Below are 16,066 nucleotides of genomic sequence, written 5' to 3' on the forward strand. Positions count from 1 at the left end.
TTTACACTAAATAGTCGTTTAATTCTGATTTCACTAATTCCAAATGGTTAGAAACAATCTTAATATCATCGTGGTCTAACGCATAAGCTGTTAAGCTTTCAAAATCTTCTTGGTTATCGACAATTTTTTTGCCGATGCCTTCTGTATAAGAAGCATAACGTTTTTCACGAATATCAGCCAAGAAGCGATCTTCTTTGATTTTAGCGGCCGCTTTTAAGCCCCGAGCAAAAGTATCCATCCCGGCAATGTGAGCTAAGAATAAATCATCTTGTTCAAAAGAAGTCCGGCGCACTTTAGCATCAAAGTTAATACCACCAGGTGCAATACCGCCGTTTTCTAAAATTTCATACATCGCTAACGTAGTATCGTAGATATTTGTTGGGAACTCATCTGTATCCCAACCTAACAATACGTCCCCTTGGTTAGCATCAATGGATCCTAATGCATCGTAGCAACGAGCCACATTCAATTCGTGTTCGAAAGTGTGGCCAGCTAAAGTAGCGTGGTTCGCTTCAAGGTTTAACTTGAAGTCGCCTTCTAAACCGTATTTCAAAATGAAAGCCATGGCGGTAGCAGCATCGAAATCATATTGATGTTTCATTGGTTCTTTTGGTTTTGGTTCCAATAAGAATTGTGGTTTATGGCCAATTTTTTCAGCGTAGGCAATGGCCATTTTAAAGAAGCGAGCAATATTATCTTGTTCAAAGCCCATATCGGTATTCAATAAGGATTCGTAGCCTTCACGACCACCCCAGAAGACATAGTTTTTACCACCTAATTTTTTGCTAATGTCTAAACCTTTTTTCACTTGGGCAGCGGCATAAGCGTAAACTTCAGCGTTATTAGAACTAGCAGCACCGTTAACAAAACGGGGATGAGAGAACATGTTGGCGGTATTCCACAACAATTTAATGCCTGTTTCATCCATCTTCGCTTTAATTAAATCGGTAATCTCGTCTAAGTTAGCGAAAAATTCTTCTAAAGAATCCCCAGCCGGAGCAACATCAATATCGTGGAAACAGAAATACTCAGCCCCTAATTTTTCTAAAATTTCAAAGAAAGCATCCACCCGATTCCGTGCCGTTTCCATCGGTGTTGCCCCAAACCAATTCCGTTGGTTCGTTGGCAAGCCGAAAGGATCAGAACCATCTTGCGTCATGGTGTGCCAATACGCCACAGAAAAACGTAAATGTTCCTTCATGGTTTTCCCGAGGATTACTTCATCAGGATTGTAATGACGGAAGGCAAACGGATTGTCTGTCTTAGGTCCTTCATACTTAATTTTTTCGATATTTGGAAAATATGCCATCTTTTCTTCCTCCTTAAAATATGTTGCTTTTCTACTACTTTTTAGGTTGATTAGTACGATAAACGAACTTGATGAACTAAGAATACGCCAAGGGACACTTTTTGTCAAGCGCTTTCAAAAGAAAAATTATTTTTTTGCTCATCATTACTGATACAAGCTACCTCTTTTAAACGTTAGAGGCAGCTTGTGCTTGTATTCTATTTTTCTGGTTTGTACTTAAAATAATAAAATTGACCAACACTTCCGGCAATAGTATTCATATTTTGGACAGATATTCCAATATAACTCCCCGTAAAGCTTTCAGCTGAATACTCCATTGCTATTTGCGGTCCAAATATTTGCCATGTATCATCTTTTTGATAATAGTATTGTCCTTTAATACCACTACTTACAAATTTTAACTTAATAGATTTATCCACTGCGACTACATCAGCCAAAAGTTCAAATATTCCTGACGTACTTTGGGCTATCCGAAGAACCGTTCCCAATGACTCATCATACGTTAAAAAAGAATATACATAGTTTTCTTCATCAAGGTAGTAAACTAAACCAGCAAGTTCATTATAATGTTTTGGTGAAAAGTACATTGAAACTTCTGCCGTAAAACAAATATCTTTTTGTCTAATAGCTAGGATGTGAGGTTCGAAGGGAGATTGTAAAGATTCGCCACTAACTATCTCTAACCCTTCTTCAGTTAATCGACACCACCCATCAGTCGGAAGATTTTTCCAACTATTCCATTCTGTCTTTAAGCCATGCGAAAAATCATCAAAAAATGTAGAATCCATATTTTGCTTAGCTTTATTTTTCGTTTGAATTTCTACTAGTCCTTCTGGTTTACTGCTTTTATTTTTTAACCTTAACCAACCATCTGCTGTCCAGTATACTTCTTGAATTGCAGTTTCTCTGCCAAGAACTGCATATTTTCCTTCTAGCGGACGAGTACATAGATACACAATAAACCATTGATGAAATTCGTTTTCTATTAGACTGGCATGACCAGTACATTGCAAAGGGTTTTCTGGCTTGTCTCGTGCAGTTATTAGTGAGTTATAGGGAGATAATTCATAGGGACCGCTTATCGTTTTGCTTCGACAAATCGTTACTCCATGGTTTTTGTCTGTTCCACCTTCAGCGGTGAACAAGTAATAGTAGTCTTCGTGTTTATATAACATTGGTGCTTCTGTTTTAGCAAGTGCAGTCCCCGAAAAAATTTTATGAACAGGACCTACCAATTTCTTTCCAACTATATCTAGCTCTTGAAGCACAATACCAGCAGACTTATTATACGTTTTCAAACGATAGTCCCAAATTTCATTAAGCAACCATGTTTTGCCATCCACATCATGAAAAAAGGAAGGATCGAAACCACTACTATTCAAGTAAACAGGATCAGACCAAGGCCCGCAGATGGAATCGGCAGTCATATAGTAATTATGGCAATCTTTAAATGGTCTTCTAGTGCTACGCACATTGGTATACAACACATAAAATTTTCCCTCTTTAAAACTTATCTGGGGAGCCCAGATGCTACAGTTTCTGGGGTTCCCTTGTAAGTTTACTTGCGTAGTTAAAATATCGGTCTTGTATTGCCAATTGACTAAATCCTCAGATTGATACACCCGTATTCCTGGTAACCATTCAAATGTAGAAACAGCGATATAATACGTATTTTCTACTTTTAAAACATTGGGATCTGGATTTGAACCAGAAATAATTGGATTACGTACTACTGTTTTTTCCATGCTTACTTAACCATTTCTTCGTAATCTTTTTTGGCGCTTTCCAATTCTTCGGCCCAAGTAGCTAATAATTCTTTAGGGGTCATACTACCACTCATTACTGCTTGGATATTAGGCTCCATATCCGTTTGGATGTTTACATAAGTTGGTAAGTAATAAGGAGTATCATTAAATTTCACATTTTCTTTGTTCATAATTGAAGTACCGACAGTCATATATTGTGTATTTTTGAAAAAGTCTCCTTCACGTGCTTCAGAGTTTGCGGGAATCTCACCGTAAAGTTCACAATATTTTTCTTGAACTTCTTTACTCAAATATAAGGACATAACATCCCAAACTTCATCTTTATTCTTAGACTTAGAACTCATGGATAATCCAAGAGGCATCAAAGATGGATGAACAATATAGCCTTCTTCACTTACTGGGAAGGTAGCTGCTTGGAATTTACTATAATCATTTTCAAAAGCTGTTGCCATCGCTTTACCTGAGCCTAAGTTATGGAAGAAAAATCCTGCTTTATCAGATTGAAAAGCATTAGACAACTCTGTTGCACTTTTTGTTAAGTCATCTTCAGCTGTAACCTTGCCGTATGAATCCACTAAATATTTTTGTACAAATTCTTCGTTTTTAGGATCATCAATAGTAGCATTACCATCTTCATCAAAATAATTAGTAATCCCTGAATAGGCATACATCAACATTTCTAATGTATTTGCACTACCAGCGCCACCGCGAATCGCCATCCCAAAACGATCTTTGGATTTATCAGTTAGTGTTTGGGTATCCGTAAAGAAATCATCCCATGTTGTGGGAATATCTTTCCCAATTTCTTTTAACCAGTCCACTCTTGCCCACATATTCCAAGTTTGAGAACTATAAGGTAGTGCATAAAGATTTTCTCCTTGTGGATCATAGGTTTTATTAGAATTGATGAGATCTTCAGAAATTAAATCTTTATCCTCCCATTTGTCAAAGTAATCATTTAAATTCTCATAATAACCATTCGTTACAAGAGCCGGTCTAAAATCATTCGTAATATCTGGCGCTGTTCCCGCTTGAATAGCTACATCAAGTTTTTGACGATAATCATTTAAACTACCTGGTACGCCTAACATATCCAGTTCAATATTAGGATATTTTTCTGACACGTAATCACCGAACCAATCAAAAAATTCTTGACGGTCCTCACTGACTGCTGCTGCCCAGAAAGTCACTTTGGTTTTCCCATCACTATTTTCTTTAACTTCTTCTTTCTTAGAGCTTCCACACCCTGCAAATAATAGTGCACTTGATAACAACACAATTCCCAATCCTAAAATCTTCTTCATCATTTTTCCTTCTTTCTTTATCCTTTTACGGCTCCAGCTCCAAGGCCAGATACCAGATTTTTTTGAATCAAAGCAAAAAGTACTACTGGTGGAATTAACGCAATGATACTACCTGCTGCTAAGGACGGATAATTGACAGAGTATTCGCCAATCATACTCTTTAAACCAACGGGTATTGTGAATTTCGTTTGTGTCTGAATCAAAGTAAAGGCTACTAAAAATTCATTCCAACAACCGATAAAAGCAAAGGAGCCAACTGCTACCAATCCTGGTTTTAAAATTGGCAATAAAATTTTTCTTAATACGGTAAACCGTTTAGCCCCATCAATCATGGCCGCTTCGTCAAGTTCAACGGAAATTCCTCGCATAAAGTTAGTCATCAGTATTGTATTAAACGGTGTCTGTAAAACGACATTAAAAATAATCAAACCAATTGGATTATCAATTAAATGAATTGTTTTAAAGACAGCAAATAATGGAACCAAATAAAGAATAACTGGCATCATTTGTGTGCTTAAAAAAATACTATTGACTTGGGACTTGCCTTTAAAAACATATCTACTTAATGCATAGGCGTTACAGATGGATAAAAAGAGCACAATCACCACTGAGCCCAGTGAGATTAATAAACTATTTAAAAAATACTTTGAAAAACCACTGCTTTGCCAAACTCCTAAATAGTTTTCCCAATTGAGTGACTTAGGTAGATACTGAATTTTTGCCGATTGAAACTCAGGGATAGTCTTAAAGGAAATCGATAGCGCCCAAAGAAACGGAATCAAAACGACTATCATAATCAAAAGTAATGGTAAATATAAATAGAGAATTCGCCATAAATCTTTCTTCTTTTTCACTATACCTTCTCCTTTCTATTCATGGCTCTCACGTACAAGATAGACACCACACCTAGCATCAGGAAGGTAACGACACCAATCGCCGATCCATAGCCATAGTTTCCTTTAATAATTGCAGTTTTCATCATAAAGATTGGTAATGTCGTCGTCTTATTCATTGGACCACCATTGGTCATGGTGAAAATCATATCAATAGAGTTGAACTCCCAAATACCTCTTAACAAGGTTGCAAAAATAATACTTTCTTTTAAGTAAGGCAGTGTTATATAGATAAAATTACGAATTGGACCACAACCATCCATAGCACTGGATTCATATATTTCCCCGGGAATTGATTGTAAGCCCGCCAAAATATTGATGGCAAAGAAAGGTATTCCCCGCCATAGTTCTGCTACAGATATTGCACCAAAGACTGTTTTATCATTGGCTAGCCAAGCGACTTTTTCATGGATAATACCTGCTTTCATTAATAAATCATTCAGCAAGCCGGATGTCTGATCAAACATTAACGTCCATAACATCGTGACTAAGACGCCGGAAACAGCCCAAGGAACTAAGGCAACTGTTCGGGCTAGACCACGACCTTTAAATTTTTGATTTAGAAGTAATGCGACAATAACCCCCAATATCAACTGGGCCACTACCTGTGTCAGTACCCATTTTAGAGTTAGTTTTGCGGATTGCCAGAATTGTTCATCTGTAAATAATTTGCGATAGTTATCAAAACCAGCAAATCCGTCTTTCCAAACTTGTGATAAATCATAATTTTGCATACTTAAATAAAATACCCGTGCAACAGGATAAACCATAATGCACACAATTAATAAGACGGTGGGCGCTAATAGAAAGTATGGCGTCAAATCCTTCTTACGTTTTCTATGAACCGTTGGACTTTTCATTCTTATCCCCCTTCATTTCATTTCCTGTAACCGATTACACTTTCAAGATAAAATACAAAAGTTATCTTGGAAATAATCAATACTAAAGACGATAGTGCAGTTACAGTCTTATTAAATGGTTGCTTGAGACGATATTGAAAATTGATTATCAGATAAATCATTTATTTTTTTCTTTTTTAATAATGATTGCCACAAAAAAATCGTATGCAATGTGATTTTGACGCATTGCATACGATTTTTAATAGTTTATAGAGCATTTATCTTAATGCCAAAATATATTTTAATCTATTTTAACAAAGCGTTTGCGGTACTCACCAGGCGTAATACCCGTTTTTCTTTTAAAGAAGCGAATGAAATTTTGTGAATTTGTATACCGTAGCGTCTCAGCAATTTCTTTGATAGGAGACGCTGATTCCCAAAGCATTCTTTTGGCAATTTCAATACGATAATCTTGCAAATAGTCATAGAAATTAATACCGAACTCCTTTTTATATGCATTACTTAAGTAGACAGGATTGTAATTAAGTTTTTCCCCTAGCATCTCCAAAGAAATATCTTGATCGTATTGCGTATGAATAATCGTCTTCATCTTGGCTGCCACCTGACTAATGTCAGCTGAGGTTTGATAATTCAAGATAGGCTGAACAAGGCGCTTAAAAATATTTTCTTTGGTCTCCACAATATTGTTTACGGCTATCAATTCATCATAATTTTGCATCAGCTCGTTAATCGGTCGGGTTGTAAAATACAATTGGTTAAATTCTACTAAGCGATTTACTAAAGTGCTAATATTCAATTTAATATTTAAGAAGGATTGGTTACTTCCTGTTATTTCGGCAAACAAAGCATCATAGCACTCCGTACATTTCAAACTGTCGCCTTCTCGTAGTGTTTCAAGCAATTGATTTTCAATCTCCACCGGATACTTCTTAAGCTCGCTAATTTCTTGGTAATCTGCATAAAATGAAATTACTTTATCACCGTCTGCGTGAGCCAAAGCATCGCGCGCTTCTTGGTATCCTTCAGATAATTTTGGTAGATATTCATAACAATTGGAAATGCCAAACCGCACGTTCACTTTTAAACGTTGGGCATAAGCTACAATTTTTTTGCAATTTTCGATAATTACCGTATTGCTTTCCTTGTTATCTTTGCTAAAAAATAGGATAGCAACTTGAATATTTTTAGCATAGACTGCTGGCCCTAAACGATTCTGATCAGAAAATATTTCCTGCGTTAGGGCTCTAATTGCAAAGCCATCTAAGGTAGAAGTTAAATTCTCAGAAGCGCTGTTGATTTGACAAGCTAAAACAAAAAATTTTTGTTCTTTGATTTGTGGTCTTAGACCAGAAAACTCTTCTACAATTTCTGAAGCCGTCAACCTTTTTCCGAAAATGTCTTGTACGTATAAAGACTCTAACTGAATCATGTTTTGACTGACTGATTTAGCTAATTCCTTTTTATCCGTTTTAAGCTTGTCGATTTGATGAACAATGCTATCTAACGATAATTCTTGACCTGTTTCTAAATTTAAATGGTTTTCAATTTTTTTAATGGGTCTTAAAAAGAAGTTGGTCAGAGCGTAAGAAACACAGACTAATAAAGTTAGCACTAATAACATGACAATAATTAAAGAGTTTCTAGTGCCTGATATCAATTTTGCTACCTCTGCTTTTTGGATAACAGTCACAAAAGTCCACTGGGCATCATCGGATTGTTTAGAAATGGTATGTTTATCGGCAAATGAATAATTGGCGTTTCCGCTTTGCTTAACGCTATCTTGAACTAGTTTAAGTTCTTTCTTTGCCAACGAGACGTTACTATCATAGATAATTTCCCCTTCTTTATTCATAATAGCAATTTGATTATTTCCAGCTTTATTAGTTATCTTTTCCATCTCTCTAGGCTTAATTTCCGCAATTCCTACTGCTAGCTTTTCTTTAGAAATAACCGGTAACTCTAAAACCATTTTTATCCCATCACTTGTCTGTTGAAAAAAAATAGTATTATCTTCTTGTGCCAATAAAGATTCCACACTTTTTATCTCTGCAGTATCCATATTGTTGATCGTATTTCCTTTAATTTTCCACTTATATTTCAAGTTGATTAAACTATATTCGGTATTTTCAATGCCCATCAAAGAAATATAATTCAACTCTGAACTCACAGATCTAATATGCAGGTAGTCTTTAAAATCTAGTTCTTTATTAAAATCTTGTTTAAAGGTCTCTGTTGAACTGTACGAAGAAAACGCTTGCTCAATATTGTTCATTTTTTGAACAAACTGATTTTTTACCTGGACAACATAATTTTCCCGCTCAACTTCTAAATTTTTACTCACAGATTTGTAAAGAGAAGTATAAATATAAGCAAAAAAAGCAACCACTAAAACTACTTCAACAAAAAGAAGAGGAATAAATACACGATAAAATAATTTGCTTTTTTTCAAAATGCTCTCTCCTTTTTACGAATATCACAAATTTCCAATGCTCTCACGAGCTTCTTCCGTAATTCAAAGTCATTCTACCCTTAATTGTTAAAGATGTAAACGCTATATCATAAATTAAACATTTCTCTAGCCACGAGAGTGCAGATTCAAATTTCTCTCTTCATATTTTTTAGCAACTCCTTCATTATTATTTTTTAATTTCAGCATCTTGTCCGTCCCGTTAGGTCATCTTGTCCATTGCATTACGCTGACAAAATGTGCTATATGTATAGTCAATTACTCTGTTTGCTTTACAGCGGAACAAATGCGCTCCAAAAAAATTGCCGAGGGGAGAATAAAACGTGTATTCATTGTTATTGCTTATTATTTATTTGGCCTTTATCAGTTTAGGTCTGCCGGATTCCTTGTTAGGTGCTGGTTGGCCAGTCATGCACACGGATTTAACTGTGCCTTTATCTTTTATGGGGATTGTTTCCATGGTGATTTCTGGCGGAACCATCATTTCTAGTTTGTTATCCGCCAAGTTAACGCGGAAAATAGGTACCCCACTAGTCACGGTGCTTAGTGTTTTTTTGACGGCGATTGCCTTACTAGGCTTTTCTTTTGCTCAGCAGTTTTGGTTATTATTGGTCTTTGCTATCCCTTATGGCTTAGGAGCGGGAGCTATTGATGCGGCACTTAATAATTATGTGGCCTTGCACTATACATCGCGCCACATGAGTTGGCTCCATTGTTTTTGGGGTGTGGGGACCATCGTCAGTCCTTTTGTAATGAGTTATGCTTTAGATAATGGCACGTGGCATCTGGGCTATCGCATTGTCGCGATTATTCAATTAGGGATTGCCTTACTTTTACTGGTGACTTTACCCGTGTGGAAAATTACTAAGCAAAAAAAGGAACTCCCTGCTGTCAATCTTAGTTTTCGTAACATTTTAAAAATACAAGGTGTCCCCGTTCTATTAGCAGGCTTTTTTGCTTATTGTGCAGCGGAAGCTACCGCGATGTACTGGGCCAGCACGTATTTAGTTGCCGTCAAAGGAGTTACGACGGCAGAAGCGGCACAATTTGCCGCCCTCTTTTATATTGGGCTGACGGTTGGGCGTTTTCTCAGTGGATTTATGATGAATGCCCTCGGTGATCGTAAAATGATTCTGCTAGGAACTGCAATAGTCGCCCTAGGTATTGTAGCTTTACTATTGCCAGTAGAAAATGCCCGCGTTGACTTAGTGGGGTTTATTATTATCGGCTTAGGTTGTGCGCCGATTTATCCTTGTATCATTCACTCTACACCACAAAATTTTGGTGCTGAAAATTCAGGCACCATCATTGGTATTCAAATGGCTGCGGCTTACTTAGGAACAACTTTTATTCCGCCGTTATTTGGCGTCTTAGGAAATAGGATAAGTTTTGCTATTTTGCCAATCTTTCTAGCGATTTTTATCCTTTTGATGATTAGTATGGTGGAGTTAACGTTTAAAATTACTAACAAAAATTAATTCCTAGCTACGGCAAAAAGGGACAAAAAGCGCGTGCCACCTCATGGTGACACGCGCTTTTGTGTATCTTTTATTTGCTACTTTTTACAAATTCAGCAGCTTGGGTCCCTGCTTGGCGACCGAAAATAATAATTTCGGCAACGGAGTTTCCGCCAATCCGGTTGTCCCCATGTAAGCCTCCCACAACTTCCCCTGCGGCATAAAGGCCAGGAATTGTGGAACCATCTTTTTTCTCTACTTGGGTTTTGGTGTTAATTTTCACGCCCCCCATTGTGTAATGGATGCCTGGTGCGATTTTAATCGCAAAGTATGATGGCGTAGTTAGTGCTTCGTCCATCCCTGTCGTCCGGTTAAAAGCAGTATCGCTCTTGCTGGTGACGGCGGTGTTCCAAGCGTCTAACGTTTTGCTTAAGGTAGCCGCATCCATCTTAATTTTACCAGCTAATTCGTCGATGGTTTTACCTTCTTCGACATAACCTTGTTCATCGTAAAATTCAATGGCTGTTGCCCGATCCCGGACACCTTGATCAAAGATTAGGTAAGCAGCTTTTTCAGGTAAAGCGTTGATTGCAGCCGTTACTTTGTCCCGCGTGTCCATTTCATTGACGAAACGATTACCGTTAGCGTCGACTAAAATCGCACCTTCACCACGAACAGCTTCCCCAATTAAAACACCTTTGTCTTGTTGCACTGTTGGATGCACTTGGATTTTGTCCATATCTACTGCATAACCGCCAACTTCTTCAATCATTTTAATTCCGTCGCCAGTGCTACCTTCTTGGTTCGTTGTCACGACACCCTTTAAGTCGGCACGGTATTGGGTAATCAGGTCTTGGTTAGCCCCGAAGCCACCTGTCGCTACAATCACGGCACTACCATTTACGGTTACAGCGTCTTGACCTTCAATGCTAACTTTCACGCCAGTCACTTGATTATCTTTTTCTACAAGACTTTGCACATCAGCATTGACAAAAACAGGAATGTCCCGTTTTTCAACATTTTCGTACAAACCTTTTACCAAATATTCCCCAACGGCTGAACCGTCTGTTGGCCGGTGCGTCCGTTTCGTACTCATACCACCAGTGATGGTTAAGTTGTCTAAGGTGATGCCATTTTCATCTAACCATTCAATGGCGCTGGCCGAATTATCCACAAAGTAACGTAATAATTCTGGATCGTTAGTACCGTGGCCACCGGCTAAAGTTTCATTATAAAAAGCATCGTTGCTATCTTCAATGCCTTGGGCTGTTTGGAATTTTGTTTCTGAAGCGTTCATCCCACTGGAAGCTTTATTGGTGTTCCCACCAATCGTTGGCATTTTTTCTAAGATGACTGGCTTTAACCCCGCATCTTTGGCTTCAATGGCCGCAGACATCCCCGCACCACCAGAACCGATAATCACGACATCGTAAGAATCTTGCAATTCACTGACGTCGGTGTATGTTTTTTCTGAAGCCCCCGAAGTTACCTCAGAAGAACTTGCTCCTGTTTTACTACTAGAACTAGCTGTTTCTTTTGCTTTATCTGGTGCACAACCAGCAGCTAGTAAAAGAAAACTTGCCATTAACCCAACAAACACATGTGATTTTTTCATAATTTTTCTCCCCTTTTCTGAAATTTTCACAATGTTCATTTTATCACATGAATCTCAGAGTTTCATGGTGTAGCGCAAAGAAAAATTGGGGAAAAACGTGAGGAAATTCTTAAGAAAAGGTTTGGGAGTCTTTTTTTTACCGGTAAAATAACTTATGATAGAGATAACAATTTTTTTATAGCTGAAACTTTTTTCTATCTTAATTCGTCTTATATTATGTACCGCAAGAAAGGGGCATCCAGATTGTTTGGTAAAATAAAACATCGTCGTAAAATTAAACTTTTCCAAAGTCAGCTGGAGGAGCTCTTTTTGTCGGATTACAAAAAAATGTATCGAATTGCCTTAAGCTATACCCACAATGAGCAAGAAGCTTACGATGTCATTTCGGAAAGTTTTCAAAAGGCCCTCCTCGCTTTTCCTAAAACCAAAGAGATTGATAATTTTCCAGCGTGGTTCTATCGAATTTTAGTGCGCACAGGGATTGATACGTGGCGCAAAGAACAACGGGATCCGGAAATCATTTCCACTGAAAAAGTCCATCTGACTTTAGATGATGATAACTTTGGTTTGATCGATCGCTTAGAGCTACAGCAACTCTTAACCCGCTTAAATAGTCCTGGTCGGGAAATTATTTTGCTGAAGTTTTTTGAAGGCTTTACTTTAAAAGAAATTGCCGAAATTTTAGACATGAATGAAAACACCGTAAAAACTACGATGTATCGCACGTTAAATAAGCTTAAGGAAGTTCTAACGGACTAAAGAGGAGGTTTTGTGGTGAATAAAGTCACAACCAAAAAGTTATTGGGAATCCTTTCCCTCAGCTACAAAAAGCAACCTTTGCCTACTGATTTAGCAGCAGAAATCTCCACCTGCTACACCAGTGCGCAAAAAAAAGTAAAACATCAACAAATTTTGAATACAACGAAAAAAACGAGTTTTTCATTGTTGGGTATTTTTACCCTTGGCGTTTTACTCGTCAATACCGTACCAGCAGTAGCTAACGCCGCAGCTGACGTGCCAGGTTTAGGCGCTTTGGTGTCTTTGGTAACCTTTCAAAAACATGAAGTGGCTAGTCCCCATCAGGAAGTCCGCATTGATAGAGCGCAACTGAAAGCTAAAAGTTCCGTAGCTAATGAATTAAACGCTAAATATTTGCAAGCTGCCCAAACAGAGTACCAAGATTTTCAACAAACGATTGGAGAAGATCCTGATGCTTATATCTCTGTGAACTCAGGTTACGAAAAAGTAACAGACGACCAACGCTTCTTAGTGATTAAACATTGGGTAACCGAGATTCAAGCGAGCTCTTCAGAAAAAATTTCCTATGATACAGTGGATAAGACGAATGATGCCTTACTCTCCTTACCGCTGCTCTTTAAAAATAATGACTACATCGCCGCCATCTCTCAAGAAGTAAAACGCCAAATGGCTGAAAACATCAAGAGCGATCCCCATTTATATTGGACAGCAGAAGACCATCCTGCTGATACGCCACCTTTTAGCAAAATCAAGGAGGATCAAAGCTTTTACATTAATCAACAGCATCAACTCGTCGTCGTCTTTGGTGAGCATGAAATTGGGCCTTACTCCACCGGCACAACAGAGTTCACGATTCCTACTGATTTACTTACCGATTTACTCGTTGATGGTGACTACTTAACCCGCTAGTTAAATTAAAACTTTTAGAACCTGCGCTGCACTAGTGGCGCAGGTTTTTTTATTTTAAGCTCTTAGAAACAGAATTTTGGAGAGTTCTTCCGGAAGGTGCTAGAATAAATTCTGACCTAAAAATTTTATTTTTCGCTAAAAATATTTTGAAAAGTGACCTGTAAATTTCGTGATGTGTTACAATCAATTTGCTTCTAGCGGTCCTTTACAAGGTTTAGGTAGTACTTGATGTGGAAGCTAACAAGTTTAGCAGGAGGATTCACCATGACTAAGAAAAAATTAACGCAGGGATTACTGGGCATCATTTTAATTTGTTTGCTTGGCTTTGGCACTTATCGCCTTTTTTCTACAAATTTAAACAAAAAATTAACGGAAACTACAAAACAAGTTGCAGTAAAGACCGATACGAGCACTACGGAAATAACTGGGAAGACTGATGCAGCTACGGATACCACCACTAGCTCAACGGTGGCTGATGAAACAACGCCTAGCTCTAGTACTAAGAATGAGGAGCCGGTTGACTGGCAAGGTCCCTCTGAAAACATTCCTTACCCAACACTCCAAACAGGCGATTGGGTGGATGTTTCCATTGCCCAACAACGTGCCTACATTAAACGAGGAACAACAACGTTATACACGATGCTTTGCAACACAGGCAAAGATAATGCTACCCCCATTGGGGAATTCGTCATTGAACCTGAGCGGGGGGACACTTTCTTTAACCAAAATTCTGGTGAAGGGGCCAACTATTGGGTTTCTTTTAAAAATCATGGGACTTATTTATTCCACTCCGTCCCTATTGACGAAAATGGCGAATATATCGTAGCAGAAGCTGAAGAGTTAGGCAAAGAACCCATTTCTCACGGCTGCATTCGCTTAAGTATTGCCGATGCCCAGTGGTTTTACGAAAATGCCATTGAGGGCATGAAAGTTGTCATCAGTTAAACAACATGTTCCACTAGACCAACAAAAAACCATTGACCTTTAGCTCGGGGCTGAAGATTAATGGTTTTTTACTTTTATAAGAAATGCAGTTTCACGGTTATGCTAGCGCCAATCTCTTTTTTCAGCGCTTGGCGGATATCTTTGCGGATACCTAAGATGTAACAAATTTCTCCTGCGGCATCTTTGACTCCCATATTGACGATGCTCCCCGTGTAAGGGATACCTTCAAAGTCGACGGTCACGCGGGCACGACCTTTGCCAGTTACTTGCCGCAAGTCATAAGGAAAAATGACATAAGCTCCACCTTTGCCTACTTCGGAAGGATAAATTTTACTGACGAATTGATATTCTTGCATTAAACTCCTCCCCTAAGCAAAATAATTTACGAATATTTTTTCATAGGTGGCAGCATTTTGACTTTGGGGTTGAAAAATCTGACTAGCTTCCGGTGCTTGCCGCACGCCACCGGCTAAATAATATAAGCCAAAGGTGGGTTCATTTTCAGCAGCCAAGTAGCAGGTGGCATTTAAAATGTCCGCCGCCATTTGCGTCAAGGTGGCGTTTTGGAAAAAGCCCCCGCTTAAAGACAACGCCTTGGTTTCCCCCACCATTTGTTGCAGTACTTTGAGATTCATTAAAACCCCTTCTACTAAACTGCGCGCTAAATTACTGCGGGTCACTTGCGGCGTGAAACCGCGAAACTCTGCGCTTTTTTCGTTGGACCAAAAAGGTGCCCGTTCCCCGTAAACATACGGAAAAAAACGCAGGCCGTGAGCTCCAGGCGTTGTTTCTTTTAAGTAGCCGTTCAAGGATTGATAAAAATCTTCGTGGGGGAAAAATTGTTGCTGCCCCCACGCTAAAATATTGCCACCATTATTCGTGGGTGCCCCCACCACGTATTGATTAGCTTGTAAGTAATAGCAAAAATTTTGTCCCGCCGCTTTTAAAAGCGGCGTGCTGCTAACTTTACGCACGGCCCCACTAGTACCAATCGTCAAACTATCTGGCAGACGCGTCGCAATAAAACTCGCATAAGCTGCTAAACAACCGTCACTGGCCCCAGCCAAAACTTGCGGCTGTTGGGTCAAACCTAATTCGGTGCTGAGGGCAGCGGTTAAGGAGAAAGTTGCGGTAGTGTCCACTAATGTTGCAAGTTGGGCCATGTCTACGCCTAAATAGGCCAAAATTTCGGCGTCCCACGTTTTTTCCGCCAGATTAAATAAGCCAGTTGCCGAAGCCACTGAATAATCTAGATAGTACGCACCGCAAAAATTGTACAGCAGCCATTCTTTGATGCCGTACCAAGCAACCTCTGCACCGTATGTTTTCGCTGCTTGAAAAAATAAAATTTTAGCAAACGGGGACATGGCATGGATAGGGGTTCCGGTTTTTAAATAAAACTTTTCGGCAAGCTCAGGATTTTTTTCTTTAAAGTTCTTTAAACAGGCCCCACTTTGTTGGTCAGACCAGAGAAAAATTTTATCTGGCGTGCTTCCATTAACCACCGGCATTAAACTATGCATCGCCGTTGAAAAACCCAAGCCACTAATTTGGGCACGTATTTTTTTCGGTAACGCTAAGATGCCTTTTTTCACTTGCATTAAAATTTCAGCAGCCCGTTGAAAATGAGCTAAACCTTCTTGATAACTAATGACCTGCTCTTGATGCACAGCTTGCACTTGTCCTTCGTGGATGACGGTGAATTTAATCGCGGTAGTGCCCACATCAATGGCTAAAAAATAAGCTAGCATCGCGTCCCTCCTAACAGTCGTTTTCTTTACT

The 16,066-nt window shown here is 38.8% G+C and carries 13 protein-coding genes; 4 read left to right on the top strand and 9 right to left on the bottom strand.

What is annotated here, in order from left to right; translation table 11 throughout:
* Position 1 precedes the first annotated feature (1 nt).
* The 6 genes from xylA to FFM57_RS02085 form a co-directional block, all read right to left on the bottom strand.
* A complete protein-coding gene (gene xylA / locus FFM57_RS02060; RefSeq protein WP_137598867.1) occupies positions 2–1,309 on the bottom strand; it encodes a xylose isomerase in 1,308 nt (435 codons plus the stop codon).
* A 197-nt stretch (positions 1,310–1,506) separates the two neighbouring features.
* Entirely contained in the window at positions 1,507–3,054 is a 1,548-nt protein-coding gene (locus FFM57_RS02065) for a glycoside hydrolase family 43 protein (protein ID WP_137598868.1), read from the bottom strand.
* Positions 3,055–3,056: 2 nt separating this feature from the next.
* Positions 3,057–4,379: an ABC transporter substrate-binding protein gene (locus tag FFM57_RS02070; RefSeq protein ID WP_170999852.1), complete on the bottom strand. Its 1,323-nt coding sequence runs from the start codon at positions 4,377–4,379 to the stop codon at positions 3,057–3,059.
* Between the two features lie 17 nt (positions 4,380–4,396).
* Positions 4,397–5,233, bottom strand: a complete 837-nt coding sequence (locus FFM57_RS02075; RefSeq protein ID WP_212741473.1) for a carbohydrate ABC transporter permease — start codon at positions 5,231–5,233, stop codon at positions 4,397–4,399.
* Positions 5,233–6,132, bottom strand: coding sequence for a carbohydrate ABC transporter permease (locus FFM57_RS02080; RefSeq protein WP_137598870.1), 900 nt, complete (start codon positions 6,130–6,132; stop codon positions 5,233–5,235). Before FFM57_RS02080 ends, FFM57_RS02075 begins: the two co-directional genes overlap by 1 nt.
* A 280-nt stretch (positions 6,133–6,412) precedes the next feature.
* The gene (locus FFM57_RS02085) at positions 6,413–8,581 is read right to left on the bottom strand and encodes a helix-turn-helix domain-containing protein (RefSeq protein WP_137598871.1); all 2,169 of its coding nucleotides are present in this window, start codon (positions 8,579–8,581) and stop codon (positions 6,413–6,415) included.
* A gap of 341 nt (positions 8,582–8,922) precedes the next feature.
* Between FFM57_RS02085 and FFM57_RS02090 the strand changes: the two genes are divergently transcribed.
* Entirely contained in the window at positions 8,923–10,077 is a 1,155-nt protein-coding gene (locus FFM57_RS02090) for an MFS transporter (protein WP_170999854.1), read from the top strand.
* Positions 10,078–10,147: 70 nt separating this feature from the next.
* On the opposite strand, the gene FFM57_RS02095 is transcribed toward FFM57_RS02090, so the two are convergent.
* Positions 10,148–11,671: a flavocytochrome c gene (locus tag FFM57_RS02095; RefSeq protein WP_137598872.1), complete on the bottom strand. Its 1,524-nt coding sequence runs from the start codon at positions 11,669–11,671 to the stop codon at positions 10,148–10,150.
* A 294-nt stretch (positions 11,672–11,965) separates the two neighbouring features.
* Between FFM57_RS02095 and FFM57_RS02100 the strand changes: the two genes are divergently transcribed.
* The 3 genes from FFM57_RS02100 (at position 11,966) to FFM57_RS02110 (ending at position 14,284) form a co-directional block, all read left to right on the top strand.
* A complete protein-coding gene (locus tag FFM57_RS02100) occupies positions 11,966–12,430 on the top strand; it encodes an RNA polymerase sigma factor (RefSeq protein WP_371851234.1) in 465 nt (154 codons plus the stop codon).
* Positions 12,431–12,445: 15 nt separating this feature from the next.
* A complete protein-coding gene (locus FFM57_RS02105) occupies positions 12,446–13,339 on the top strand; it encodes an RsiV family protein (protein ID WP_170999856.1) in 894 nt (297 codons plus the stop codon).
* Positions 13,340–13,603: 264 nt separating this feature from the next.
* Positions 13,604–14,284 carry a L,D-transpeptidase gene (locus FFM57_RS02110; RefSeq protein WP_137598875.1) on the top strand — a complete coding sequence of 227 codons (681 nt, stop codon included), beginning with the start codon at positions 13,604–13,606 and terminating at the stop codon, positions 14,282–14,284.
* Between the two features lie 74 nt (positions 14,285–14,358).
* Here the strand turns inward: FFM57_RS02110 and FFM57_RS02115 are convergent, their stop codons facing one another.
* Both FFM57_RS02115 and FFM57_RS02120 read right to left on the bottom strand, forming a co-directional pair.
* A complete protein-coding gene (locus FFM57_RS02115) occupies positions 14,359–14,640 on the bottom strand; it encodes a DUF1905 domain-containing protein (RefSeq protein WP_137598876.1) in 282 nt (93 codons plus the stop codon).
* 12 nt (positions 14,641–14,652) lie between these two features.
* Positions 14,653–16,035: a gluconokinase gene (locus tag FFM57_RS02120; RefSeq protein WP_137598877.1), complete on the bottom strand. Its 1,383-nt coding sequence runs from the start codon at positions 16,033–16,035 to the stop codon at positions 14,653–14,655.
* Positions 16,036–16,066 lie beyond the last annotated feature (31 nt).

Source organism: Enterococcus nangangensis, assembly GCF_005405245.1.
Classification (GTDB): Bacteria; Bacillota; Bacilli; order Lactobacillales; family Enterococcaceae; genus Enterococcus_J; species Enterococcus_J nangangensis.